General features: G+C 60.5%; 28 protein-coding genes. 7 read left to right on the top strand and 21 right to left on the bottom strand.

What is annotated here, in order from left to right; translation table 11 throughout:
* Positions 1 to 37 precede the first annotated feature (37 nt).
* From hflX to H6866_00465, 6 genes are read right to left on the bottom strand one after another with little or no spacing between them, the layout of a single operon-like run.
* Positions 38 to 1,333: a GTPase HflX gene (hflX, locus tag H6866_00490; GenBank protein USO07747.1), complete on the bottom strand. Its 1,296-nt coding sequence runs from the start codon at positions 1,331 to 1,333 to the stop codon at positions 38 to 40.
* Positions 1,330 to 1,845 carry a GNAT family N-acetyltransferase gene (locus H6866_00485; GenBank protein USO07746.1) on the bottom strand — a complete coding sequence of 172 codons (516 nt, stop codon included), beginning with the start codon at positions 1,843 to 1,845 and terminating at the stop codon, positions 1,330 to 1,332. The genes hflX and H6866_00485 overlap by 4 nt, the downstream gene beginning before the upstream one ends.
* 12 nt (positions 1,846 to 1,857) lie before the next feature.
* Positions 1,858 to 2,112, bottom strand: coding sequence for an RNA chaperone Hfq (gene hfq, locus H6866_00480; protein USO07745.1), 255 nt, complete (start codon positions 2,110 to 2,112; stop codon positions 1,858 to 1,860).
* Positions 2,113 to 2,168: 56 nt separating this feature from the next.
* Entirely contained in the window at positions 2,169 to 2,834 is a 666-nt protein-coding gene (locus H6866_00475; protein USO07744.1) for an HAD hydrolase-like protein, read from the bottom strand.
* A complete protein-coding gene (locus H6866_00470) occupies positions 2,831 to 4,117 on the bottom strand; it encodes a sigma-54-dependent Fis family transcriptional regulator (protein USO07743.1) in 1,287 nt (428 codons plus the stop codon). The genes H6866_00475 and H6866_00470 overlap by 4 nt, the downstream gene beginning before the upstream one ends.
* Entirely contained in the window at positions 4,114 to 6,354 is a 2,241-nt protein-coding gene (locus H6866_00465) for a PAS domain-containing protein (protein USO07742.1), read from the bottom strand. The genes H6866_00470 and H6866_00465 overlap by 4 nt, the downstream gene beginning before the upstream one ends.
* 70 nt (positions 6,355 to 6,424) lie before the next feature.
* Between H6866_00465 and ispF the strand changes: the two genes are divergently transcribed.
* From ispF to H6866_00445, 4 genes are all read left to right on the top strand, one after another.
* Positions 6,425 to 7,579: a 2-C-methyl-D-erythritol 2,4-cyclodiphosphate synthase gene (ispF, locus tag H6866_00460; GenBank protein ID USO07741.1), complete on the top strand. Its 1,155-nt coding sequence runs from the start codon at positions 6,425 to 6,427 to the stop codon at positions 7,577 to 7,579.
* Positions 7,576 to 8,070, top strand: coding sequence for a phosphatidylglycerophosphatase A (locus H6866_00455; protein USO07740.1), 495 nt, complete (start codon positions 7,576 to 7,578; stop codon positions 8,068 to 8,070). The genes ispF and H6866_00455 overlap by 4 nt, the downstream gene beginning before the upstream one ends.
* On the top strand, positions 8,052 to 8,522 hold the full coding sequence (locus H6866_00450) for a CinA family protein (protein USO07739.1): 471 nt from the start codon (positions 8,052 to 8,054) through the stop codon (positions 8,520 to 8,522). Before H6866_00455 ends, H6866_00450 begins: the two co-directional genes overlap by 19 nt.
* A gap of 80 nt (positions 8,523 to 8,602) precedes the next feature.
* Positions 8,603 to 9,454 carry a glycosyl transferase family 8 gene (locus H6866_00445; protein USO08532.1) on the top strand — a complete coding sequence of 284 codons (852 nt, stop codon included), beginning with the start codon at positions 8,603 to 8,605 and terminating at the stop codon, positions 9,452 to 9,454.
* A gap of 3 nt (positions 9,455 to 9,457) precedes the next feature.
* On the opposite strand, the gene H6866_00440 is transcribed toward H6866_00445, so the two are convergent.
* The 7 genes from H6866_00440 to H6866_00410 form a co-directional block, all read right to left on the bottom strand.
* Positions 9,458 to 9,889 (bottom strand): type II toxin-antitoxin system RatA family toxin, encoded by a 432-nt coding sequence (locus H6866_00440; protein USO07738.1) that lies wholly within the window; start codon positions 9,887 to 9,889, stop codon positions 9,458 to 9,460.
* Positions 9,890 to 9,972: 83 nt separating this feature from the next.
* The gene (locus H6866_00435) at positions 9,973 to 10,356 is read right to left on the bottom strand and encodes a hypothetical protein (GenBank protein ID USO07737.1); all 384 of its coding nucleotides are present in this window, start codon (positions 10,354 to 10,356) and stop codon (positions 9,973 to 9,975) included.
* Between the two features lie 321 nt (positions 10,357 to 10,677).
* Complete coding sequence (gene lipA, locus H6866_00430) at positions 10,678 to 11,631, bottom strand: lipoyl synthase (protein USO07736.1); 954 nt, start codon at positions 11,629 to 11,631, stop codon at positions 10,678 to 10,680.
* 290 nt (positions 11,632 to 11,921) lie between these two features.
* Positions 11,922 to 12,593 carry a hypothetical protein gene (locus H6866_00425; protein USO07735.1) on the bottom strand — a complete coding sequence of 224 codons (672 nt, stop codon included), beginning with the start codon at positions 12,591 to 12,593 and terminating at the stop codon, positions 11,922 to 11,924.
* Between the two features lie 98 nt (positions 12,594 to 12,691).
* Positions 12,692 to 14,092 carry a dihydrolipoyl dehydrogenase gene (lpdA, locus tag H6866_00420; protein ID USO07734.1) on the bottom strand — a complete coding sequence of 467 codons (1,401 nt, stop codon included), beginning with the start codon at positions 14,090 to 14,092 and terminating at the stop codon, positions 12,692 to 12,694.
* Positions 14,089 to 15,012, bottom strand: a complete 924-nt coding sequence (locus H6866_00415; protein ID USO07733.1) for a hypothetical protein — start codon at positions 15,010 to 15,012, stop codon at positions 14,089 to 14,091. The genes lpdA and H6866_00415 overlap by 4 nt, the downstream gene beginning before the upstream one ends.
* Positions 15,013 to 15,019: 7 nt before the next feature.
* Positions 15,020 to 16,312 (bottom strand): pyruvate dehydrogenase complex dihydrolipoamide acetyltransferase, encoded by a 1,293-nt coding sequence (locus H6866_00410; GenBank protein ID USO07732.1) that lies wholly within the window; start codon positions 16,310 to 16,312, stop codon positions 15,020 to 15,022.
* Positions 16,313 to 16,542: 230 nt separating this feature from the next.
* Here H6866_00410 and H6866_00405 point away from each other — a divergent pair, with 230 nt between their 5' ends.
* Positions 16,543 to 16,749 carry a hypothetical protein gene (locus tag H6866_00405; GenBank protein USO07731.1) on the top strand — a complete coding sequence of 69 codons (207 nt, stop codon included), beginning with the start codon at positions 16,543 to 16,545 and terminating at the stop codon, positions 16,747 to 16,749.
* Positions 16,750 to 16,764: 15 nt separating this feature from the next.
* Here the strand turns inward: H6866_00405 and H6866_00400 are convergent, their stop codons facing one another.
* From H6866_00400 to pdhA, 4 genes are all read right to left on the bottom strand, one after another.
* Entirely contained in the window at positions 16,765 to 17,730 is a 966-nt protein-coding gene (locus H6866_00400) for a permease (protein USO07730.1), read from the bottom strand.
* A 276-nt stretch (positions 17,731 to 18,006) separates the two neighbouring features.
* The gene (locus tag H6866_00395) at positions 18,007 to 19,431 is read right to left on the bottom strand and encodes a pyruvate dehydrogenase complex E1 component subunit beta (protein USO07729.1); all 1,425 of its coding nucleotides are present in this window, start codon (positions 19,429 to 19,431) and stop codon (positions 18,007 to 18,009) included.
* 51 nt (positions 19,432 to 19,482) lie between these two features.
* Positions 19,483 to 19,884: a GxxExxY protein gene (locus H6866_00390; protein USO08531.1), complete on the bottom strand. Its 402-nt coding sequence runs from the start codon at positions 19,882 to 19,884 to the stop codon at positions 19,483 to 19,485.
* A gap of 53 nt (positions 19,885 to 19,937) precedes the next feature.
* Positions 19,938 to 20,966, bottom strand: coding sequence for a pyruvate dehydrogenase (acetyl-transferring) E1 component subunit alpha (pdhA, locus tag H6866_00385; protein ID USO07728.1), 1,029 nt, complete (start codon positions 20,964 to 20,966; stop codon positions 19,938 to 19,940).
* A gap of 208 nt (positions 20,967 to 21,174) precedes the next feature.
* Here pdhA and H6866_00380 point away from each other — a divergent pair, with 208 nt between their 5' ends.
* Entirely contained in the window at positions 21,175 to 21,822 is a 648-nt protein-coding gene (locus tag H6866_00380) for a hypothetical protein (GenBank protein USO07727.1), read from the top strand.
* Entirely contained in the window at positions 21,822 to 22,493 is a 672-nt protein-coding gene (locus H6866_00375) for a hypothetical protein (protein USO07726.1), read from the top strand. The genes H6866_00380 and H6866_00375 overlap by 1 nt, the downstream gene beginning before the upstream one ends.
* Positions 22,494 to 22,506: 13 nt before the next feature.
* Here the strand turns inward: H6866_00375 and H6866_00370 are convergent, their stop codons facing one another.
* The 4 genes from H6866_00370 to kdsA form a co-directional block, all read right to left on the bottom strand.
* Positions 22,507 to 22,815, bottom strand: coding sequence for a septum formation initiator family protein (locus H6866_00370; GenBank protein ID USO07725.1), 309 nt, complete (start codon positions 22,813 to 22,815; stop codon positions 22,507 to 22,509).
* Positions 22,816 to 23,005: 190 nt separating this feature from the next.
* On the bottom strand, positions 23,006 to 24,283 hold the full coding sequence (gene eno / locus H6866_00365) for a phosphopyruvate hydratase (protein ID USO07724.1): 1,278 nt from the start codon (positions 24,281 to 24,283) through the stop codon (positions 23,006 to 23,008).
* Positions 24,280 to 24,648, bottom strand: a complete 369-nt coding sequence (locus H6866_00360; protein ID USO07723.1) for a hypothetical protein — start codon at positions 24,646 to 24,648, stop codon at positions 24,280 to 24,282. The genes eno and H6866_00360 overlap by 4 nt, the downstream gene beginning before the upstream one ends.
* On the bottom strand, positions 24,645 to 25,493 hold the full coding sequence (gene kdsA, locus H6866_00355) for a 3-deoxy-8-phosphooctulonate synthase (protein ID USO07722.1): 849 nt from the start codon (positions 25,491 to 25,493) through the stop codon (positions 24,645 to 24,647). Before kdsA ends, H6866_00360 begins: the two co-directional genes overlap by 4 nt.
* Between the last annotated feature and the right edge of the window lie 3 nt (positions 25,494 to 25,496).

Raw genomic sequence — 25,496 nt, 5'->3', positions numbered from 1 at the left:
TGGGTGGGTTATGTGTGTCGCCCGGTCGCTATAACATTCAGGCGCCCCTGTCCGCAATTTTCGTGGTTTCGTCCGCCGCGCGGCGGGCCTGATTGAAGCGGGCGTAATCGGCTTCGCCCAGAAGAACCTTGAGGTATCGGGTTTCGCCGCGCAGGCGTTCGCCCGTCACTTCGCCGTGGCGATGCAGCCAGGCCAGCCATTTGCCATCGGACGCTGGCAGTTTGATCGCGTATTCGTCGCGGTCGCGATCAAGGAACGCCTTGACGCGGGCAAGCAGGTCATCGAGCCCCTGCCCCGTGGCGGCCGAAACCGCCACCCCGCGCCCGCCTTGCCGCCATTCCTTTGCCTCGGCGGGTGGCAGTCGGTCGATTTTGTTGTATACGTCCAGGATGTGCCCGGCATCGTGCGGAACGCCAAGCTGTTCAAGGATTTCGAGCACGTCGCGGCGGCGGGACGCGTGTTCCGGGTCGCTGACGTCCTGAACGTGCAGGATCAGCCGCGCCTGCGTCACCTGTTCGAGCGTGGCGCGAAAAGCCGCGACAAGCTGGGTCGGCAGGTCGGTGATGAACCCGACGGTGTCGGAAAGCACGATCTTGCGCCCGCCCGGCAGGGTAATCGCCCGCGTCGTGGTGTCCAGCGTCGCGAACAGCATGTCCTTCACCAGCACGTCGGCTTGGGTCAGGCGGTTGAACAGGGTCGATTTGCCCGCGTTGGTGTAGCCGACAATCGCGACCAGCGGGAACGGCACCTTGTCGCGGGCCTTGCGTTGCAGGTCGCGGGTGTTGCGAACATGTTCCAGTTCGCGTTTGATCTGGGCGATTTTGTCCGCGATCAGGCGGCGGTCGAGTTCGATCTGGGTTTCGCCGGGGCCGCCGGTCTTGCCGGTCGCGCGCTGGCGTTCAAGGTGCGTCCACGACCGCACCAGCCGCGAACGCTGATAGGTCAGGGCCGCGAGTTCGACCTGAAGCTTGCCTTCCCGTGTGCGGGCGCGGGCGGAGAATATTTCCAAAATCAGGCCTGTGCGGTCCACCACCTTGGTTTTCCATACCTTTTCAAGGTTGCGCTGTTGCACCGGGCTTAGGGTGGCGTTGACAATGACAACGGCGGGCGCGGATTCTTCAATCGCCTCGCCCGCTTTTTCGACACCGCCACTGGGGATCAGGGTCGCGGGGCTGGGGCGTGACACGTTGACGATCATCGCGTTCGCAATGTGCAAGTCGATGGCGGCGGCAAGGCCGCAGGCTTCCTCCAACTGGTGGGCGGGGTCGCGGGTTTGCGCGCCCGGTCCTTTAAAAACCGGGTGAATGACGATGGTGGTGGCGGGTTTGTTCACGGGCGGCCGGGGCGCTGGCGGATGGGGCGTTCAAGACGGATACGGCCCGCGCGATGCCCCGCATCACCCGTGCTGATAAAGCCGTTTTTTTCCAAGACCCGCCAGGAACCCACGTTATCGGGCAGGCATTCGGCGAAAATGCGGGCGTCGGGGTTGGTGTGTTCGATGGCCCCGGTCAACAGGGCGACCATGCCGCTGGCGATGCCTTGCCCCGCATAGGCGGTGCCGACCCAGTAGCCGATTTCAATGCCTTGCGAGCCTTCGTCGTGCAGGCCGATATATCCGACCATGACGCCGTCGCGGTATGCGCCGTAAACGCGTTCCTGCGCGCCTTCGTTTTTGGCGATCCATTCATCGGCAAATGCGCGCGGCACAGGATAGATCAGAAAAGATATGATGTCTGCGATCACCGGGTCGTTGGTCAGGTCGTAAAAAGCCTGTGCGTCGGCAGGCCTAAGCAGCCTCAACTCAAGGCCGGGGCCGCGTATGGTCGAAGGAAACGAAACGCGCAAGGCCGTGCCGGATTACGCGTCGGCTTCGGGGTTCGTGCCGCCGTCCTCGTGCAGCTTGATCGGGCCACCGGGCATGATCGTAGAAATCGCGTGCTTGTACACCAGTTGCGGGCTGGCATCGCGCCGCAGCAGCATCGAGAAATTATCGAACCATGTCACCACGCCTTGCAGCTTGACGCCGTTGACGAGGAAAATCGTCACGGGAACCTTTTGTTTGCGCAGGGCATTGAGAAATACATCCTGAACGTTTTGGCCTTTTTCGCTCATTTTCTTATCCTTATGGCTTGGCTTTTGGTTTTTTTGTTTAAAGGCTATTGGGATTGTTAACTTAGGGTTTGCAGATAGGCAAGACATTCCCGTGGCGATGAAAAGGCCTTGTGCGGGTTGAGTGTCGGAAGATGTTCAGGCGCGATCATCGGGTTGTTTTCTATAAACACGGGCTTGACGCCCGCTGCCGCCGCCGCCTGAAGGTCGGCTTCGGTGTCGCCGCAAAACCATGCGGCCGCGCGCGCATCGCCGATCAGTTTCAGGCGGTCGAGTGCCATCAGCACACCCGCGGGGTCGGGTTTGGCCGGGCCGTCAATATCATCCGCGCCGATCACGACACCGAAATAGGACGACCAGCCGAGCGCGTCGAGTTCGGCGCGTAAAAATTCGCCGCGTTTATTGGAAACAATGCCGGCGGGGATTCCGGTTTCATGCAAATAACGCAGAAGGTCGCGCGATCCGTCGAACACCGTCAACGTATCCAGATGCCGCGCGCGAACGTAATCGACGTACACCTGCTCCGCCTCGCGCGCGCGGTCCTTGTACCAAAGGGGAAAGGCGTCCTTGGCGGCAAGGCGGATGATGCCGCGCGCCTGATCGGCGGTCCATTCGGGTTCGCCCAGCGCGCGGCGCACGGTGTTGTGTCCGGCGAAGATCACCGGAAAGGTGTCGATCAGGGTGTTGTCCCAATCGAACAGCAAGGCGGGCGGCACAAGGGTCATGACGCGATACGGGCCGGTCCCTCGCCGCCGCCTTCGTCGTTTTCGCCTTCGCGCAGGGCTTTGAGCTTGCGGTGCAGGGCCGTGCGCTCCATACCCGAAAAGGCAGCGACCTGCGAGACGTTGCCGTCAAAACGGTCCATCAGATGGTCGAAATACCAGCGTTCAAACGCCTCGCGCGCGGTGCGCAGGTCACTTGCAAGCCATTGCGCGGCGGTGCCGGATTGGTCGTCCTTGCCGCTTTCCTGCATGGCGGGTTCCGCTTCAAGGTGGGCGGCGCGCAGTTCGCGCGCACCGGCCAGATTCATGCGCAACTGGGCCATGGTGATCACCGCGCGCAGTTCCGCGACCTGTCCGGTCCATGGGTGATGGCGCAGCCATGCGGCCGCGTCGTCGTGGACGGTATGCCCGTCGCCCAGAAACGCCATGGCCATGGCGACGATCTCGCCGCGCCGGTCGTCAAGCGCAGGCAGCGCGATGGTGGCGACCGACAGGCGTTCGGCCAGATCGGGCGAAAAATCAGCCGCGGATTTCAACGGGGCGGCGGCAGTGGCCATAACGCGCGCCTCGGTCCGCGCGCCCAGCGCGGCCAGCACGGCGGCCTGGGTGTCGCGCGGCAGGTTTTGGACGTCCTTGATCAGCAGCGTCCCCTGCCCCGCGCGAGAAAGCGCGTCTGCAAACGCATCCGGGGCGGCGTCGTGGGCGGGCAGGACGACGAAAGGTTTGCCCGCACGCGGGGATTCTTGATGGATCCAGCGGGCAAGATGCGTGCGTCCCGCACCCCACGGCGCGGTGATCAGTACGCGCGCATCGGTGGATGCGGCCTTGATGGCGGCTTTTTGCACGGCCTGCATTTCCGGGGTTTCGGCGCTTAGCGAAACCGTGCCCGCCGTGGCTTCGCGGCGCAGGCGGCCGGATTCAATCGCGCGGCCCACCAGATTGAGGAGCCGATCGGTGTTGAACGGTTTTTCGATAAAGTCGTATGCGCCAAGCTTGATCGCCTTGACCGCCATTTCGATATTGCCGTGCCCGGAAATCATCAGCACCGGCAGGGTGCGCGATTTTTTCTTGAGGTCGGCGAGGATTTCCATGCCGTCGCGGTCGGAGTTTTCAAGCCATATGTCGAGGATGACGAGATCGGGCATCCCCTTTGCCAGTTCGGCGTAGGCGGCCTCGGAATGGGCGGCCTCGGCCACGGTATACCCCTCGTCCTCCAGGATTTCCGAGAGCAGGAAGCGGATGTCCTTTTCATCGTCGATAATCAGGATGTTGCCGCGCGCGGTCATGCGGATCGTTCCATGGAAGGGGGTTCCCCGTGGGCTGCGTGTTCCTTTGGAATATACAGCCAGAAATGGGCGCCGGTATAGGCTTCAGGCATCAAGGCGGGGTCATCCATCGCGATTCTGCCGCCGTGGTCCTCGGCGATTTTCTTGACGATGGCAAGGCCAAGGCCGGTGCCCTTGGCCTTGGTCGTGACATAGGGTTCGAGCACGGCGGCGCGGCGTGCGGGCGGAATACCGGGGCCGTTGTCCAGTACGCCCATCCAGACGCCGCGCCGGTCTTCCGTGAAAAACAGGCCGATTTTGGGTTCGGCTTGGTCGGCGGTGGCGTCCACGGCGTTCTGGACCAGATTGGTCAAAGCCTGCCGGACGAGCTGCTGGTCGGCCAGCACGCGCAGGGAAAAATCGGGGCGTCGCAAGTCGAAGGCGACCTTGCTATTGGCGGCGGATTGCAAGGCCAAGACCTCCTGCACCAGCGGCAGCAGGTCGATAGGCGCGAGCACCGGGTCGGGCATTTTGGCAAAGCCCGCGAAGGCGTTGACCATGGTCTTGATGTCCTCGACATGGCGGACGATGGTGTCGGTGCATTTCTCCAGCACGTCGCGGTCTTTGGCATCGGAAAGATGGCCAAGGTATTTGCGCTTGATGCGTTCCGCCGAAAGCTGGATCGGGGTGAGCGGATTTTTGATTTCGTGCGCGATGCGCCGTGCGACGTCGGCCCATGCCGCCGATTTCTGGGCGGCCAGCCGGTCGGTGATGTCGTCGAAGGCCAATATGGTGCCGCGCCCCGCCTCGCCCACCAGTTCGGTCGAGGCGCGGACCAGGAATTTGCGCGACGCGCCGTCGCGGCGCATGACCGCGATTTCCTGTTCGCCTTCCACCCCCGCGGCATCAGGTATTACGGCGGCAAGTTTCTGTCCGACCAGCCGGTCGTGGGATGTGCCCAGAAGGTCCCCCGCGGCCGGGTTGGCCAGCGTGATCGTGCCGTCGGCGTCGATGCCCATGATGCCGGTGGACACCCCGCCCAGCACGGTTTCGGTAAAACGGCGGCGGTAATCCAGGCGCTGGTTCGCCTCGATCAGTTCGTTGCGCTGGCGTTCGATTTCCTGGGTCATGCGGTTGAAGGCACGGCCAAGGTTGACGAATTCCTCAAGTCCCCGCGTTTCGCCGACGCGGGCCGACATGTCGCCCGCACGCAGGCGTTCCGAGGCCATGATCACCGCGCCGATGGGGTCGACCATGCGCCGCGCCAGCACCAGACCGAACCAGACCGCCACCGCCATCAACAGCAGGACGACCGCGACGTATAACAGCGTGATGCTGAGCTGGATGCGGGTGGATTTGGCCGCGAGTTCCTGATACTGGCTGACCGCCGCGCGGGTCATGTCGAGATGCGAAAGCACCTGAGGATCGACGCTGCGTCCGACATAAAGATAGGTCCCGTCGCCAAAGCCATTCAGGCGCACCAGCGCGCGGATCTGATCGTCGTTTTCACCGGTTTCCATGGCGACGTCGCCGGCGCGGGCGCGGTCCAGCATTTCGTCCGGGACGGGGTTGAAAATCATCGACAGGGCGATTCCGCTTTGGCCCAGAACGCGCCGGTTGGAATCGAAAACGATGGCTTCGGAAAAATTGCGCAGGTAGCTTTGCGCCGCCAGCATTTTTTCAAGCGCCTGCGAGTTACCGGCCAGAAGCAGGTTGTCGCGGTTGAGGTCGGCGGCCATCGCCTCGACGTCCGCGCGCAGGACCTGCTGATGTTCGTTCAGATAGGCGCGCGCGACTTCCAGCGATTCATTGACCGCCGCGCGCACGCGGGTGTCGAACCAGCCGTGAACCCCGTAATAAAACAGGCCGACCGAAAACACGGCGGTGATGATCGCGGGGAATGCGACAAGGGCGGAAAACAGGCCGACCAGCCGCGCCTGAAGCGCCGAACCCGCCACGCCCTGACGTCGAACGGCCCACAGGCGCACCACGCGCCGGGCGATGCCGACGATCAACAGCAACAGGACCACAAGGTCGATGTTGAGCAACAGGATCAGGCGATTGACGTTGCCGGCCAGCCCCGAATGCGCGGTCATCGCGCGATAGGTCACCACCCCCATCACCAGAGTGAGTATCAACAGCAGCAGGTTGATGGTGTTGCCTAGCGCGTGGCGTTCAAACCATGCCGCATACAGCGCGGCGCGGCGCAGGAAATTGCGGCGCGGGTCGCTGGCGGATGAGGTTGCGGCAGTGAGCATTTCGCACTGGTTTTCAGGTTGGCAGATGGTTATTGTCTAACTGCTTTTAGACAAAAAAACAAAGGATTGGATGCAGGACGCGGCAAAAAACCGGGATAGCGCCAAATGGGGTGCGGTGATCGTCGCGGCCGGGGGCGGCGCGCGTTTCGGCGGCGCGTTACCCAAGCAATACACCACTCTGGCCGGGTGCAGCGTGCTGGCACGCGCGATCGAGGCCGTGGGCCATGTCGCGCGATGCGCGGTCGTGGTCGATCCGGCGCATGCGGCGCATTACCAGCCCATTCTGGCACAGTATCCCCATATACGGGTGGTGCCGGGCGGCAGCACGCGCAGTCAGAGCGTGGCGAACGGCGTGGCCGCACTGGATACGCCCTATGTGCTGGTGCACGACGCCGCGCGCCCCTTGCTGGACCCGGCGGCGCTTGCGCGTATCAAGGCCGTAATAGAAGGCGGTGCGCAGGCCGCGACGCTGGCGGTGCCGGTTTCGGACACGCTGCTGCGCGGGCAGGAGATCATCGACCGGGTTGGCGTCGTCGCCATCCAAACGCCACAGGCGTTCGTGCGCGATCTGTTGCTGCGTGCCCATGGAACGGCGGATGCGCAGGCCTATACCGACGACGCCTCGCTGGTTTACGGGGAAACGAGGGTCGAGGCCGTGCAGGTGCCGGGTAATCCCGACAATTTCAAAATCACGACCGCGGACGACCTTGCGCGCGCCCATCGGATATTGCTGGCGCGCGCGGACCAGATACGAAGCGGTTTTGCGCTTGATTTTCACCGTTTCGGGCCGGGTTCCGGGGTGCGCCTGTTCGGGGTGGATTTGCCGTGCGATCACGCTTTGATCGGACATTCGGACGCCGATGCGGGCCTACACGCCATTGCCGATGCGATTTTGGGGACCATTGGCGCCGGTGATATCGGGATGTTGTTTTCGCCCAACGATCCGCAGTGGAAGGGTATGGATTCCGCGCGCATCGTTGCAAGGGCGCTCGACCTTCTGCGCGCGCGGGGGGGGATTCTGGTGAACGCGGACATCATGCTGATGAGCGAATTTCCACGCATCGGGCCGCACCGGGCGGCCATCGTCGCGCGGCTTTCGGAAATACTGGGCCTTGCGCCGGACGCGATCGGGTTGAAGGCGACGACCACCGAGGGCATGGGCGCGATCGGCCGGGGCGAAGGTGTGGCGGTGCAGGCGCTGGTCAGCGTGCGTGTGCCGTCATGATCCGCATTACGCCCCTGCCCGCGCCGTTGACGATGCGCGATCCGGCGACTTTGATCGCCACCGGGTTCGGATCGGGGCGCATAGCCCCCGCACCCGGTACTTGGGGCACGGCGGCGGCGCTGATCCCCGCCTTGGCGCTGGTGCCGCTTGGTCCCGCCGGGTATGCGTTGGCCGCCGCTTTGGCTTTGATCTTGGGATTATGGGCGGTCGGGCGGTTCGAGGCGGCGAGTGGCAGTCACGATCTGGGCATGGTGGTCATCGACGAATGGGCGGGGTTGTGGCTTGCGCTTGCCTTTGCCGCGCCGCGGGTGGAGGAATATGCGCTGGCCTTCCTGCTGTTCCGTTTGTTCGACGCGTGGAAGCCGGGGCCGATCGGCTGGCTGGACCGCAAGGTCGCGGGCGCGTGGGGCGTGATGGTGGACGATCTGGCGGCCGGGTTGACGGCGGGTGTTCTTGTATTCGGGTATGAGCGATGGATGTACTGGTATTAGAAATTTTCGAGCGGCTGAAGCAGCGGGGCTGGATGATCGCGGTCGCGGAATCATGCACCGCCGGGCTGGTCGCGGCGCGGATCGCGGACGTACCCGGGGCTTCGGATTTTCTGGATCGCGGGTTCGTGACCTATTCCAATCAGGCGAAGATGGAGATGCTGGAGGTGCCCCCCGTCCTGATCGAAACGCGCGGGGCGGTATCGGCCGAGGTGGCCGAGGCGATGGCTGGCGGCGCCCTGCGGGCAAGCCGGGCCAAGATCGCGGTATCGGTCACCGGCATCGCCGGTCCGGGCGGCGGCAGCGATGAGAAACCGGTCGGGCTGGTGCATATCGGTGTCGCGACATGGGACGGGGCGCAGGGTTTCGTGTACCGGTTTGACGGGGACCGGGCCGCGATACGCCGGCAAAGCGTCGAGGCCGCGCTGGAATGCGTGCGGGCGGTATTGGCATGAGCGGGTTGCACGTCACCGCCGCGCCCCCCGCGCCGCCGCGTATCGTCATCGTGTCTTCGGCGGACGCGAAATATTATCCGCTGCTGCGCGAGTTGCTGGCGTCGATCCGCAAGCATCCACAGGTTCGGCATATCCACGGATTTCGGATCATCGACGCCGGACTGACACCGGAGCAGCGGCAAACCCTTGAAAACGAAGGCTGCGTCGTCGAGGATGGGATCTGGCCGATCGACCTTTCGGCGCGGCGGGTCAAGGGACGGGAATTTTTGAAGGCCTGCGTTTCCCGCCCGTTTATCCCCACGCTTTTCCCCAACGCAGACGTTTACATATGGCTTGACGCCGATACATGGGTGCAAGATTGGGGTGCCATCGAGCTTTTGGTTGCCGGAGCGCTTAAATCAGGGCTTGCGGTCGTGCCGCAGGTGGATCGCGCTTATGGCAAGACCATGCGTCTTGGTTGGCTTGGCGCGATGCCGTTCCGTCCGCGCAGCTTTTATTATTCCAACGCGCGCAAGGCATTCGGCGGGCGCATCGCGCGGGCACTGTTCCCCTTCCCCACCATCAATGCCGGGGTGTTCGCGATGCGGGCCGACGCGCCGCACTGGGCGCGGTGGCAGGTGTTGATCCGGCAGGCGCTTAAACGCGGCAACATCTTTACCGCCGAGCAACTGACCATGGGTATGATGATCTATCTAGAGGATGCGGCGGCGGAGTTTTTGCCGTCCCTGTGCAACTGGCTGTGCGATACCAAGCCGCTGTACGACCCGGCGCAAAGACGGTTCATTGAACCTTATCTGCCGCATCTGCCGATCGGCATCCTGCACCTGACGGGTTACGATTCGATGCGCGCTGACAAAGGCGTCGTGACCGACATAAAATTTCCCGACGGGTCGGTGCATCCCATGTCGTTGCGTTTCCCTGACGCGGCGTAGGGCTTAACCGTATAGCTGGTTCGCCCGCGCCTCGAAGGCCGCGACCATGCGGCGGACGATTTCGTTGAAAAACACCCCCATCACTTTTTGAAAGATCGGGTTGCGAAATTCAAAATCGACGAAAAAATCGACGACGCAGGCATCAAGGTCGGCAGCCATGAAGCGCCAGTGGTTGTTAAGGTATTTAAGCGGGCCTTTGAGGTATTCGACCCGGATATGCCCCGGCCGTTCCAGCGTCACGCGCGAGGTAAAACGTTCCTGAAACAGTTTATAGCCGATGACCAGGTCGGCGTGGATGACATTGCCTTCGCGCTTCCAGATTCTGGCATCCCGGCACCAGGGCAGGAATTCCGGATAGCGTTCGACATCCGCCACCAGATCGAACATCTGTTCGGGCGTGTGCGGCAGGGTCCGGGTTTCGGCGTGGGTCGGCATAAACCGTGAAACTGTAACGGGAATGCGCGCATGAAAAAAGCCTTCCGGTTTGGCGGAAGGCTTTTATGCGCAGTTATTCGTGCTTATCGCGGGGCGCCCAGTTGCAGGGGGGCCACGCTATAATCGGCAGACAGTCCGCCGATCCGTGCCATCACGGACGGTTTGCGCGCGCCGGTGATGATAGAGGAATAGACCGTGGTTTCGGTGTCGCCGCACACGCGTTTTGCTTTTTCTCCAAACAGGCTTGCAACCGCGCCGGGCTGCTCGTTACGGCAGGTCTGACGGGTTACGGTTTCAACCTTTCCCGACTGGCTTTCGCCGAGTTTGTCGCCGCTGATGGCCTGATTGGTTACCGTCGCGGCGATTTGCTGGGGGTCGACATAGTCCGGGTTACCGGCACAGCCGGCCAGCGACAAGGCTGCTACGCTTAAAAAAGCCGCCGCCGATGGGTTAAGTTTCAATCTCATAGCACACACTCCGTTGTTTTTTTGTCATAACGCTATGTTGTTTTTATAAGGGGAGGCTTAATATTATGTCCAGTTTCCGAGGTGCGGCGGAGTGTCGCTGTGGGATCGTCGTGGCTCAAACATATAAGTGGCTACCAGCAATATCGAGCCGGTCCATCACGCCGAATAACGGATATTCAGCGTTTCTTACGATGGATTACCCGCCTGCGCGGGTAATGACGAAGCAGAAAAGAAACGCCAGAAGCTTGGGAACGGTTATGGAATTGCGTCCGGCCCTGGACGGGCGACGATGCTTTTTAGAAACACGTTGCGTTTAAGCGGCTAACCGGCCATGCGTGCGGCACGGGCGGCCTTAAGGCGTTCAAAATCCGCCCCGGCGTGGTGGCTGGAGCGGGTCAACGGACTGGCCGACACCATCAAGAACCCCTTGGCGCGGGCCATGCGCTCGTAATCCGCGAATTGTTCGGGCGTGACGAAATCCATTACGGGATGGTGCTTGGGGGTGGGCTGAAGATACTGGCCGATGGTGATGAAGTCGACGTCCGCCGCGCGCAGATCGTCCATCACCTGCCCTACTTCCTCAATCGTTTCGCCCAACCCCACCATAATGCCTGATTTGGTGAAAATCGCGGGATCAACCTGTTTGGCCGCACGCAAAAGGTCGAGCGAGACGGGATAGCGCGCGCCGGGCCGGACGGACGGGTACAGGCGCAATACGGTTTCAAGGTTGTGGTTGAACACATCGGGGCGCGCGCGGGCGACGGTTTCGACCGCGCCGGATTTGTTCTTGAAATCGGGGGTCAGGATTTCGATGGTCGTGCCAGGGGCAAGGCGACGAATTTCCTCGATCGTCCTGACGAAATGCGCGGCGCCGCCGTCGTCCAGATCGTCGCGATCGACCGAGGTGATGACGACATGGTTCAACCCCATTTTCTGGACCGCCACCGCGACCTTGGTCGGCTCCATGTCGTTCAGCGCATCTGGCTTGCCGGTCGCGACGTTGCAAAAGGCGCAGGCGCGGGTGCAGATCTCGCCCATGATCATGAAGGTGGCGTGGCGCTTTTGCCAGCATTCGCCGATATTGGGGCAGCCCGCTTCCTCACACACCGTGGTCAAATGCAGTTTTTTGACGATGTCGCGGGTTTCGTCATACACGGCGCCGCCGGGGGCGCGCACGCGGATCCAGTCCGGTTTTTTGCCGGCGGGGCGGTCCGGGTTTTTCTGCTTTTCCGGGTGGCGGCGCGCGGGGTTGAGAAGGTCCGGGTTATAGGTCATGCGGGATATTTAACTTAGGGCGCGGGGGAAAACCACGTATTTCACCGTTGCGATTTTGGCATTACCATAAATTTAGAATCTGGTATAATGCACGCATCCGATATTTCTATTCGGGGGAAAATCATGAAGTTGTGTTCTTTGCGTCCTCTGGCGGCCGTGGTTTTTGGCGTGGGCGTTCTGACAGGGTGTGCGCGGGATGTCAGCGGTCCCGATATGACCGCAGGTTCGACGGCACGCGATTCTGCCGTAAAGGCGGATGAGGATTTACCGGATTGCGACCTGCCGCGTGATCAATGGAAGCGCACGGCGGACGGTGGCTGGGCCTGCGCGTGCCGGAACCCGGACACAGCCCAAGCGATTATGGCCATTACCCGTTTGGCTGGATTTAGGTGACTGGATACCGGTTCGGAGCGCGCGCGTGCGCAGGCCAGTGCGTAATCTTTTAATTCCAGCTCCGCCGCGCTGGTAAAGCTGGCCAGACATCCTTTTACCCGTTCGTGGTACCTGCCCTGCCCCAGCGGCGCGTGCAGGTCGTCTTGCCCGTCGTGCAGCGCCTTGCTGATTTCCGCCGGGGTTTGCAGCACGTCCTGAAAATGCCTTTTCGAAGGGCCTGCGTAATAAACGCGCGTGACGTCGATTTCGGTATGGGCGCCAAGATCGATCCATGGATTCGTCCGCTGTGGCAGCGGCGCGGCCGCCGTATCGCGGATTTCGATGCCCTGCCTGCGCAGCGTCATGTCATTGCGCCACCCGAACACCCTTTCGCCAGCGACGATTTGCAGGGAACGGGCGTTGAAGGCAGCCTTCACCCCTTCCAGATGCGCGGCCGCGATTTTCAGGCCGAATGCGATTTCCGTCAGGTCTGGCTGTAACTCCGCCTTGCGGGAAACCGCATCGAAGTTATCCCCCAGCACCACGGACACGGCATGTCCGGATGGATCGGTTAATTTGAGTGTGCGCATCGTTTTTGGCTTTGTCCGGTTCACTCAGTGCCCGCGCAGCGCGGTGTTTGTTTCGCGTTATCCCAGTATCTTATTTGACATAAATAGTCAAGTTTCTATTAGAAATGGATGGCGCGGCCATAGGCCGAAAGCACCGCCTCGTGCATCATTTCCGACAGGGTCGGGTGGGCGAAGACGGTGTGCATGAATTCGGCCTCGGTCAGCTCGTTGGTCTTGCCGATCACATAGCCTTGAATCATTTCGGTCACTTCCGCGCCGACCATGTGAGCGCCCAAAAGTTCGCCGGTCTTGGCATCGAACACGGTTTTGACCAGACCCTCGGGCTCGCCAAGCGCAATCGCCTTGCCGTTGCCGATAAAGGGAAAACGCCCGACCTTTACGCTGTACCCTTTTTCCTTCGCGGCCTTTTCGGTCAGGCCGACCGAGGCGACTTGCGGCGTGCAATAGGTGCAGCCCGGAATGTTCTCCTTTTTCATCGGGTGAACGCCCGGAACCCCGGCGATTTTTTCGACGCAGATGACGCCTTCGTGGCTGGCCTTGTGGGCCAGCATTGGCGGGCCCGCCACGTCGCCGATGGCGTATATGCCCGGCTCGGCGGTCTGGAGGTAGCCGTCGGTGACGATGAAGCCGCGGTCGATTTTGACCTTCGTATTCTCAAGCCCAAGGTTTTCGGTGTTGGCGACAACGCCCACGGCCATGATGATTTTTTCGGCCGACATTTTTTCAACCTTGCCGCCGGTTTCGACATGGACGGTGACACCGTTTTTATCCTTGTCCAGTTTCTGCACCTTGGCCGAGGTGATGATCTTCATGCCGGATTTTTCAAGGCTTTTACGCGCCAGCGTGGAAATCTCCTCGTCCTCCACCGGCATGATGCGATCGACGGTTTCCAGCACCGTGACTTGCGCGCCCATGTTTTTATAAAAAGACGCGAATTCGATGCCGATCGCGCCCGAGCCGACAACGATCAGCGATTTCGGCATGGCGTCGGGGGTCATCGCCTCGCGGTAGGTCCAGACCAGCTTGCCGTCCGGTTCAAACCCCGGCAGAACACGCGCGCGCGCGCCGGTGGCGATGATGATGTGTTTGGCCGCAACGGTGGCGACCTCCTTGCCGTCCTTCGAGATGCCGATGCGCCCGCGGCCCAGCAATTTACCGGTGCCGTCAATGACGGCAACCTTGTTCTTTTTGAGCAGGTGGCCGATGCCGCCCGAAAGCTGCTTGGCCACGCCGCGCGAGCGCTCGACGATTTTTTTGAAATCAAAGCTGACTTTTTCGGCCTTGAATCCGAACTGGTCGAGATTGTGCAGCAGGTGGTTGATTTCGGCGCAGCGCAACAGCGCCTTGGTTGGGATGCAGCCCCAGTTAAGGCAGATGCCGCCCAGATGGTTCGCCTCGATCACGCAGGCCTTGAGGCCCAGTTGCGCGGCACGGATGGCGGCGACGTAGCCGCCGGGGCCGGCGCCGATCACCGCAATGTCGAAATTCTGGTCGGTCATGATTTTTTCTTTTCTTCCGGTTTTTTATCCCAGCCGGGCGGGACGGACGCCAGCCCACCGCCTGGTGAAATTTTCTGGAGCAAGTCGATGATGTATTCGGTCGGGTAATCTGGCATGTCGTGGGCCATAAGCTCATGGGCCGGACGGGCATGGTCGATGGTGTCCAGAACAACCTCGCCCCGGCCGCCGATGGCGGCTTGAAAGCGTTCGGTGTCCGAAGGACGCAGGATTTCGTCGTTCTGCACCACCAGATAGCGCAGAGGAATGTGTTCCGGCAGGGATGCTTTTACCCGTTCGGGCAGTTGCGCGTACACGTCCGCAAGGGTCTGATACGCGCGGGCGGGCGATTCCAGCGACACCTTGTCGGTCACGGTGGGCAGCATCATGAATTGCGGTTGCCAGATACGCATGATGTCCAGCGGCGTGCCGTCACTGATGCCTTGCGCCCCCGCCAGCAGGATCAGCGTGGCAACGCGATTGAGCGGCGCGCTCGGCGTGGTCAGCGACCACAGGGCCGATAAAGCGCCGAAGGAATTGCCGATGACGTGAATGCGGCTATAACGTTCACTCAGGGCATGAAGCGCGGGCAACGGTTCGCGCAGCCAGCCTTCGATCGTGCCCGGTGCATCACCCAGAAGCGTCTGGTTTTTTTGCCGCGCGACCATCAGCCGGTGGGCGTTGTTGATCATGAAGGGCGCGGTGGGTGAATCGAAGCGGGTTCCGGCATGGCGCAGCACCGCAAGGGCATAGCCTTCGTGCACGATGGTCGCGGCATGGCGCTGTTCAAAACGGGATGCGCCCGCGCCAGGGAAACCGGGGCACAGCAGCACGACCTCGCTTGTGTCCACGGCGGGAGAAAAGATCTGCGCCTCGACGGACAGGCCGTCGTGCTCAAGCGTTTGCCAGCTGACCCGCATCATTTCTTCGTCACACCAGCATCATCACGGGATTTTCGATGCATTCCCTGAAGGCTTTGAGGAATTCCGCGCCGACCGCGCCGTCGACGACGCGGTGATCGACCGAAAGCGTCACCGACATCACGGTGCCGATCACGATTTTTCCATCCTCAACCACGGGCTGTTCCACCCCTGCGCCGACCGCGAGGATACAGGCCTGCGGCGGGTTGATGATGGCCGCGAAATCTTTGATCCCGTACATGCCCAGATTGGAGACCGAGAACGTACCGCCCTGATATTCGACGGGCTTGAGCTTGCCGTCGCGCGCGCGCGCGGCCAAATCTTTCATTTCTGCCGAAATCTGCGCCAGTCCCTTGCTTTCCGCCGCCTTGACGATGGGCGTAATCAGGCCCGCGGGTGTCGCGACCGCGACCGAAATATCGGCGTTTTTATATTGCAAAACCTCGGTATCCGACCACGCCATGTTCGCGGCGGGCACGCGCATCAACGCGGCGGCCACAGCCTTGATCACGAAGTCGTTGACCGAGAGTTTGATTTTGTCCTTGGCGTTATCGTTGATCTGCTTGCGGGCAGCCAGCAGCGCGTCGATGCGGCAATCGGCGGTCAGGTAAAAATGCGGGATGGTCTGTTTGGATTCCGACAGGCGCGCGGCGATGGTTTTGCGCATGCCGCTGATCGCCTGCGCTTCGTACCCCATGCCCAGCGCATCGGCCAGTTGACGAGCCGAACCGGCTGATGCCGGACGCTGGACGGCCGCTTGCGGCACGGCTGATGCCGGGGCGGAGGGCCCCTTCTCCACATCCGCGCGGGTGATGCGACCGTTGGGGCCGGTGCCGCGGACGGTTGCAATATCGATGCCGCTGTCCTTGGCGATGCGGCGGGCCAGCGGGGTGGCGAAGACGCGGGAAGTTGATGCGGTGCCCATATTAGACGTCGGTACGGTTGCCGGGTTGGCGGTGGCGGGCGCAGCCGGTGTCGCGGCCGGTGTTGCGGCAGGTGTTTTGGCGGCCCCTTTTGTATTGTCATTGGCAAGAAAGGCGTCGATCGCGCCCTTGTCCTCCCCGTCCTCCAGCAGCACGGCGATCAGCTTGTTGACCGGGACTCCGTCCGTGCCGGCGGGGACCAGGATTTTGCCGATCACGCCCGAATCCACGGCCTCGACCTCCATCGTCGCCTTGTCGGTTTCGATTTCGGCGATGACCTCGCCGGGTTTGATTTTGTCGCCTTCCTTCTTGGTCCACTTGGCCAGTTTGCCTTCGGTCATGGTCGGGGACAGGGCGGGCATCAGGATGGAAATGGGCATGATAAACCTTGCAATATGTAAATCTTGAGGCTAGGCTGGTAGCTGGTGCGGATATTTAAACAATCCGCGCGAAAGTCACAATTAGAAAGCGTGTTGCAATGGCTAAGAAAAATCAGAAAAAACCACCTTCCCCAATAGCGAGGCTTCTTGAAACGCGGCCTCAGGCGGTTGATGTGCGTGAAGTCGATCCTAGCATCCTTTTTAACGCGTTGGGACAACAAGGCGCGGATTTGAAGGATATTGGTGCGGCCGCCATTGCAAGCGGGCTTTATCCGGATGCGGAGACACTGGCCGAGGCCCTGAACGGTGCCGTGACCGGCGTCAAGAAAACACATCTGTTTCTTGGCCTGACAGGTCGTGGCCTTGTAAATGACGGCGTCCACGCGGGCGTTATCGCGGCGTTGCAAGCCCGGCATTTCGCGCCTAAATCCGCATAAGGAGCCTGCGTGCCGTTATTGGTACAGCCAGTTAAATCCATAGCCCACGATTATAAAAGCCAGCGCCAGATAAATCACGAAAAAGGCCAGCATTTGCGCCTTGAGCACCTTTCTTAAAATCACAAGCTCAGGCAGGGAAATGGCAACGGTGCTCATGATAAAGGCCAGCGTCGTACCGACGGGAAGCCCCTTGGCGATCAGCACTTGCGCGACAGGCACAATACCGGTTGCATTTGAATAAAGCGGTATGGCTGCAATGACTGCCACCGGCACTGCAAGCAGATTGTCTGCGCCTGCGTGTTCGATAAACCATTCCTGCGGCACGAAGCCGTGAATAAACGCCCCAATCCCGACACCGACAAGGACATAGCGCCAGACACGTTTGAGAATATCGGCCGTTTCATCCCATGCGTGGCGAAAGCGTTTTTGAAGGGTCGGTTTTAGCGCGTTCAGGCCGTCTTGCGTTTTTTGAGCGGCGTAAACAAACGGCTCAACCCATTTTTCCAGCTTCAGGGCGTCAATCAACACCCCGCCGATCATGCCGGTCATCATGCCGACTCCGACATAAGCCAGCGTAAAGCGCCAGCCGATCATTTCGCCAAACAAGGCGGCCGCGACCTCATTGACCATCGGGGATGTAATCAAAAACGCCATCGTCACGCCAAGCGGGATGCCGGAACTTAAGAACGCAATGAACAGGGGTATGGACGAACAGGAGCAAAACGGCGTAACCGCACCCAGAATAAGCGCCAGCAGGTAAGCGATCATTCTTGGCTTTCCCTCCAACCAGCGGCGGATTTTTTCCGGCGAAACCCAGGACCGCAAAAATCCGACGATCAGCATCAAAGACGTCAGCAGGAAGAATATCTTTGTCGTATCCTCAACGAAAAAATGCACCGCTTCAGCCAAGGGTGTTTCGCGGTCAGCCTGCAAAAGATCGTAGGTGACGGCGTTGGCAAAGGTGGTAAAAATCTCGATCACGAACCAAGCAAAGTTTTGTTTTTATAATGTTGGCGATAATCCTGCGCGAAAAAGCGAAAAAATTCCAAGATTAAATTTTGACTTCAAAAGCTTGATCGTTTTACTGTGGCCCTCTTTCATTTTTCGTAACCTTAGAAAGATTGCAGATATGGCCGGCAGGCTTAAGCAGCAACAGCGCAAAGGCGCGGATGCGCGCGCAAATCGTATTTGAGCATTTTTTGTGCTGTGATTTTAAAAGCCCCGGACATACCGGGGCTTTTTATTTGGTGCCTGCGCTTACCGGTTACACAGGGCGCGGGCGCTTTCGACGATATCCTCGATTTGCGGCAGGGCCAGTTTTTCAAGGTTGGCGGCGTAAGGCAGCGGCACGTCCTTTGCGCCAACGCGAGCGACCGGCGCGTCGAGGTAATCGAAGGCGTGTTCGTTGACCAGCGCGGCGATTTCGGCGCCGATGCCGGCATAAAGCCAGCCTTCCTCAAGTGACAGGACACGGCTGGTTTTTTTGACGCTTTCAAGAATGGTCCAGCGGTCCAGCGGGCGGATGGTGCGCAAATTCACCACCTCGGCGGAAATGCCCATTTCGGCCAGTTTCTCGGCGGCGGCCAGCGCCTTGCCGACCATGATCGAAAAAGCGGTGATGGTGATGTCGGTTCCTTCACGCTCGATCCGGGCGCGGCCGATCGGAACGATGAAATCGTCGTTGGCCGGACATTCAAAAGACTGGCCATACATGATTTCATTTTCCAGCACGATCACCGGGTTGGGGTCGCGGATCGCGGCCTTCATCAGGCCCTTGGCATCGGCGGCCGACCACGGGGCCACGACCTTGAGGCCGGGAATGTGGCCGTACCAGCTGGCATAGCATTGGGAGTGCTGGGCCGCGACGCGCGAAGCGGCACCGTTCGGCCCGCGGAAAACGATGGGGCAGCCAAGCTGGCCACCCGCCATGTACAGCGTCTTGGCGGCGGAGTTGATGATGTGGTCGATGGCCTGCATCGCGAAGTTCATGGTCATGAATTCGACGATGGGCTTGAGGCCGCGAAAGGCCGAACCGACCGCTAGGCCGGCAAAGCCGTGTTCGGTGATCGGCGTGTCGATCACGCGTTTCGCCCCGAATTCATCAAGCATGCCTTGCGAGATTTTATAGGCGCCGTTGTACTGGGCCACTTCCTCGCCCATCAGATAGACGCCTTCGTCGCGGCGCATTTCTTCGGACATGCCGGCGCGCAGCGCCTCGCGCACGGTCATGGCGGTTGCGTTCCGGCCATAGCTGGATTCATCGAAAACGGGCGGTTCGATGATGGCGCCTTGCGCGTACAGGATATCGCGGTCGGCGACGTGCGCGCCCGCGCCTTGTGCGACCTGCTGCGTGGGGGATGCAATGGCGGGGGCGTCGGCCGGCATGGGGCGCCCGCACGCGCTTAACGCCGCGGGAATGGCCACGCTTTCAACGTTCTCGCCCGCTTCGACCAGAATGGCGATGGGCGTGTTCACGGCCACGTTCTCGGTGCCCGCGGGCACCAGGATTTTACCCAGAACGCCGGCGTCCACGGCCTCGACCTCCATCGTCGCCTTGTCGGTTTCGATTTCGGCGATCACCTCGCCCGGTTTGATTTTATCACCCTCGGCCTTGGTCCATTTGGCGAGCTTCCCTTCCGTCATCGTCGGAGAAAGCGCGGGCATCAGAATCTGCGTAGCCATTTAATACCTCATTTTTTTACCGCTAAGGGCGCGAAGAACCGCTGAGTAACGCTAAGACGAGCGCACGTAACGTTTCAGGCCATCCTTGATAAGCGGGACATTAAAATTAACCAGAAAACCCGTCTGAATGCCCGACAACCTTAAATAAGTGAGAATTTGGGATTCATGAACCGGAAGTATTTTTTCGATGGATTTCAATTCAACGACAATCGAATTTTCTATGACCATGTCCAGTCTTAGACCCGTGTCGATAACGGTATCATCAAACCGTAGGGGGTATGTTTTCTGAAGGTCGCAAACCAGCCCTCTTTTTCTGAGCGTATGGGCAAGGCACTGCTCGTAAACGGATTCCAAAAGTCCGGGCCCCAAATTTCTATGAACGTGAAAAATACAATCAACCACCTGCCTTGAGAGCAGGTCGTTCGCGACCTCGGCGTTGATTGTTTTTTCCATCATTTTTTTAGCGTGCCTTAGCGGTACTTAGCGCCCTTAGCGGTGAAAAGAGGTTACGCCGCGACCGGTTTGAGGACATCCGTCCAGAGTTCGTCGGGGTGCGGTTCGGGCGATTGCTGGGCGAATTCCGCGGATTCGTTCACGATGCGTTTGATGTCCTTTTCAAACGGGTCGAAATCGTCCTCTTTCATGCCCAGTTCGCGCATCATCACACCGCGCAGGCGTTCGATCGGGTCGCGCTCGGCCTTGGCCTTGTCCAGTTCCTCCTTGGAGCGGTACTTGCCCGGATCGGACATGGAGTGGCCGCGAAAGCGGTAGGTGTTCATTTCCATTACATACGGCCCCTTGCCCGATCGCACATGATCCAGCACCTGCCGTGCGACCGCCTGGACCTCCAGCACGTCGGCGCCGTCGATTTTTTCGCCGGGAATGCCGAAAGCCTCGCCGCGCTTGTACAGCTCGCCCGCCGCGTGACGCGCGGCGCTGGTGCCCATGCCGTACTGGTTGTTTTCGATGACATAGACAACCGGCAGTTTCCAAAGCGCGGCCATGTTCATGCATTCAAAGGTCTGGCCCTGATTGGCCGCGCCGTCGCCCATGTAAACCAGCGCGACGCCTTTATCGCCCTGATACTGGTGTGCGAAGGCAAGCCCGGTGCCAAGCGCGCCGGACGCGCCTACGATGCCGTGGCCGCCGTAGAATTTCGTCTCGCTTGAAAACATGTGCATCGAGCCGCCCTTGCCCCGGGAATAGCCCCCTTCCCGGCCCGTCAGTTCGGCCATCACGCCGCGCGCATCCATGCCGCAGGCCAGCATGTGGCCGTGGTCGCGATAGGTGGTGATGACGGTGTCCTGCGGTTCCTGGACCGACTGGATGCCGGTGACGATCGCCTCTTGCCCGATATAGAGGTGGCAAAATCCGCCGATCAGCCCCATGCCGTACAACTGCCCCGCCTTTTCCTCGAAGCGGCGGATCAGCAGCATGTCGCGGTACAGCTTTTTCAGTGTCGCGGCGTCGGGCAGCTTGCGGGCGTTGGATAGGGTCTTGGCGGATTCGGATTTGGCTTTTTTCGCGGCGGCCACGGGTTTGGATCTCCGTTTTTGTCTGGACGTAACCCGCGGAGGTATACGGAATTTGGCGCAGGCAATCCAGCGAAAAAAGCGGCATTGTGCGGCGCAATATTTTGATTTTATTTTGAAAATGCGTAAGGGGCATGCTTAAAGCGCAAAGTTGCTTTTTCATAATTTTATATGTATTATTCTGCGACATTTGCTTTGTTAGGGGATGACGATGACACTCAACCTTAAAGACGCCAAATACGCGAAAATGCGTGCCGGGCTTTTTGCCATGGATTTGTTCGCAACCGATGCCGAGCGCATAGCGGAATCCGGCGCAGAAGATCAGGCCATGGTCGTCCAGGCCGAGCAAGTCGCCGAAAAACTTGGCATTTCCGCCGAGGACGCGCTGGCCAAAATCGGCAAGGAACGTCTGCCCGATGGTGTCCAGCCCTTCATGACGATCAAAAAGGGGCTGCTGCCCAAAGGATTCATGGCGCAGGAAAACGACAGCGCGCTGCGGATTCAGGCGGCTTTGCGCATCATCCACACACTGGATGGCACGCTGGAGCCGGATGCATCCTACGATCCCAAAATTTTTCCGGATACGCCGGATGCCGTGGCGATGGTCCAGAACGCCTTTAAGTCCGTTCTGGCACGCAAAATGCCGGGTGTCGTCGCGCCGCCCAAAAGCATGACCAAGCATAACGAGAACGATATTGCCGACGATCTGGCGCGTGACATCGCGTGGGATTGCCTTCGCGCCGAGCATGAGGCCTATAAAAACAAGCCAGGGCGGGAAAAGGCAGCTGTCGCATTGAGTGCGTTTTTGAATGACACGCCAGCCTCGCGCGGGAAACTGGATTTAGGCCATAAGCTGTAATGCCCAAGCGTACGACCCCTGCCCAGCCTCTTGAGCTTTCGCTGTCCGCTTTCGTCAAGGCTGCGGGGCTGAATACGCTTGGGTATTCGGTTGCCGAAGGGCGTTACGAATTACCGATCATCCCTGCCGTAGCGGGGGCCAGCCGTAGCGGGTTCGTCATCGACACAGGCCGCCCCCAGTCCGGCGAGGCTTTTCATTTCATGTGGCGAAATGCGCCTTCGGGCCAGCGCCGCATTGCGATGCTGTTTTCCGGCAGCGCGTTTCCGCGCCTTGGCAGCATGCTGAAAAACGGGTTTGACCCAACCATCGAGGGCGGGGCGGTGGACGAATATTTCGACGAGCGCAGCGGCCGGCATATCGCCGGCCAGATCCAATTGGGTGGGTACATCTTTAAAAACGGTACGTTCGGTTATCGCGAGGCGTTGAAGGCCATCGGCCAGTGTGTCGCGCAATACCATGCCAACAGGCCGGCGTATGGCGGATTGCCCGCTGTATTTGTGCGCGCGGCGTTGGCGGACATTCCTACGGGCGTGCTGCAACAAAAATGGGATACGCGCCGGGGCGTTTTGTTGTCCGTATCCCCGCGCAGGAACCCGGATGCCGGGCCGATTTTCGGGACGGTCAATCCCGACCTTCCAGTGTGGCGGTCGCTTCGCCCGGTCGCGGCCTGATCAGTTTTTCTGATTACATTTTCATGGATGTGACGGGCGCGTCGGGGCGGCCCATGCGGCTGCCCAGTTGGGCGCGCGCCTCCTGCTCCACCAGATCCCAGTCAAGAGAGCCGGGACGCATGCGCACGACACGATCCTCGATGTCGGCGCGCTGCGCGTGCACCGCGTTCAGATGGGTTTGAAGCTCCGCCTCCTGCACTTTCAGCGCACGCAGATTGAAAATGCTGTTCGCCCCGAAGAGCAGGTAAAACCCGCACCACGCGATGACGAAAGCTGAAACGAGGACCGGCAGGATCGACAAAACATCGTTACGGAACTTCATAAACCGCTTCATACAGAGGATTGAATCACGACCGATTCGTGCGCGTCAAAAGCTTTTTTGCGCGAAAAAACCAAGTGATTCAAATGATTCACTTTTTACAGTTTACCAGATTCCGTTAACCCGAAAACGGGATGTTTCGTTCTCGTTATGGGCCTGGTTTTGACTCTGTTTTTGCCGTGCCCGGCGCTCTTTATGCGCGCAGGATGGATGCGCCCGCGTATTCGGCGGTGTCGTCCAGTTCCTGTTCGATACGCATCAACTGGTTGTATTTCGCGATACGGTCGGAGCGCGAGAGCGAGCCGGTCTTGATCTGCCCTGCGTTGGTGGCGACCGCAAGATCGGCGATGGTGCTGTCTTCCGTTTCGCCGGAGCGGTGGGACAGAACGATCCCGAAGCCAGCGCGCTTGGCCAGTTCGATGGTCGCCAGCGTTTCGGACAGCGTGCCGATCTGGTTGACCTTGACCAGCACGGCGTTGGCCGCGCCCGACTTGATGCCGACGCGCACGCGCTTGACGTTGGTGACGAACAGATCGTCGCCGACAAGCTGCGTCGATGCGCCAAGATCCTTGGTCAGCGCGACCCAGCCGTCCCAGTCGTCCTCGGCCAATCCATCCTCGATCGACACGATGGGGTAGGATTCCACCAGCTTGCGGTAATAGGCGACCATGCCCGCGCTATCGAGCGTCTTGCCTTCGCCTTCCAGATGGTATTTGCCGTTCTTGAAGAATTCGGTCGAAGCGACGTCGAGGGCGAGCGCGATGTCTTCGCCGGGTTTGTAACCCGCCTTTTCGATCGCCTTCATGATGAAGGACAGCGCCTCGGTCGAGGATTTGAGGTTGGGGGCGAACCCGCCCTCGTCCCCGACATTGGTGGAATGCCCGGCATCGCCCAGCAGTTTTTTCAGCGCGTGGAAGGTTTCGGCGCCCATGCGGATCGCCTCGGCCATCGTCGGGGCTCCGATCGGCATGATCATGAATTCCTGAAAGTCGATGCCGTTGTCGGCGTGCGCGCCGCCGTTGATGATGTTCATCATCGGCACAGGCATGACATGGGCGTTGACCCCGCCGATATACTGGTAAAGCGGCAGACCCTGTTCGTCCGCCGCTGCGCGGGCGACGGCCAGTGAAACGCCCAAGATCGCGTTGGCGCCGAATTTGGATTTGTTTTCGGTGCCGTCCATTTCGATCATCGTCTTGTCGATGCCAAGCTGATCGAGCGCCTCGTACCCCTCTAGCGCCGGGGCGATGGTGGCGTTGACCGCCTTGAGCGCCTTGAGCACGCCCTTGCCGCCATAACGTTTCTTGTCGCCGTCGCGCAGTTCCACCGCCTCGTGCGCGCCGGTGGATGCGCCGGAAGGCACGGCGGCGCGCCCCTGCGCCCCGGATTCCAGCATGACGTCGACCTCGACGGTCGGGTTGCCGCGGCTGTCGAGGATTTCACGGGCATGGATCGCGGTAATCGCACTCATAAATCGGACTCCTGTCTTGGATCGATGGGGGTGGGTTCGGATGAATTGTCGGGCGCGCAGTAACGTTCGACGCTGTCACGCACGTCATTGCCGTCCAGCGTGACACGACCATCCTTGTACATGGTCAGCGTCGCCTTTTTGTCGAGCGGCAAGCCGATAAGGTAGGCAGCAGAAGGTTCGAGCGGCAGGGCCAGATATTCGGGCATGGCGTCGTGGTTTTCCTCCTGCCCGTTGACGCCGGCCATCATGTCGTGAAAGCCGCACACCGCGTCGGCGGTGGCGCCCGCCGCGCTGTCATCCTGCGCGCGTGCGGGCAGCGCAAAGAACAAAAAGGTCAGAAGAAAGATGGACGCGGTCAGTTTCATGCGGCCCTTGCCAGACGCGGCTTGACCAGCCGGTCGATTTCCAAAAGTGTTTCGATCACGCCTTCAAAATCGGCGAGCTTGACCATGTTCGGCCCGTCCGACGGGGCCTTGTCCGGGTCCTGATGGGTTTCCATGAAGACGCCCGCGACGCCCACGGCCACCGCCGCGCGCGCCAGCACAGGCACCATGCGCCGGTCGCCGCCGGATGTCGTGCCAAGGCCGCCCGGCTGTTGCACCGAATGGGTGGCGTCGAAAATCACCGGATAGCCGGTTTCGGCCATGACCGGCAGCGCACGCATGTCGGAGACCAGAGTGTTATAGCCAAAGGATGCGCCGCGTTCGCACAGCAGGATATTTTCATTGCCGGTCGAGGCGATTTTGGCCGCGACGTTCTTCATGTCCCAAGGGGCCAAAAACTGGCCTTTCTTGACGTTGATCGCCTTGCCGGTCTTGCCCGCCGCGATCAAAAGGTCCGTCTGGCGGCACAGAAAGGCCGGGATTTGCAGGATATCGACCGCCTTCGCGGCTTCGGCGCATTGCCAGGGTTCGTGCACGTCGGTCATCACCGGCATGCCCAGTTGCTGTTTGATGTCGGCGAATATGGTCAGTGCCTCGTCCAGTCCGATGCCGCGGGCGGAGGAAATGGACGAGCGGTTGGCCTTGTCGAACGAGGTCTTGTAGACCACGCCGATGCCAAGTTTTCCGCAAATTTCCTTGATCTTTCCGGCCATGTCAAAGGCGTGGGCGCGCGATTCCAGCGCGCAGGGGCCGGCCAGCAGGCTGAAGGGTTTGTCGTTGGCGAAATCGACATCGCCGACGCTGACTTTTTTAACGGGTTTTTCCATGGC

It is taken from the genome of Rhodospirillales bacterium (assembly GCA_023898805.1).
GTDB lineage: Bacteria > Pseudomonadota > Alphaproteobacteria > Micavibrionales > UBA1664 > UBA6145.
The sequence above is the reverse complement of the archived record's forward strand: the minus strand, read 5'-3'. Positions and strand labels throughout refer to the sequence as shown.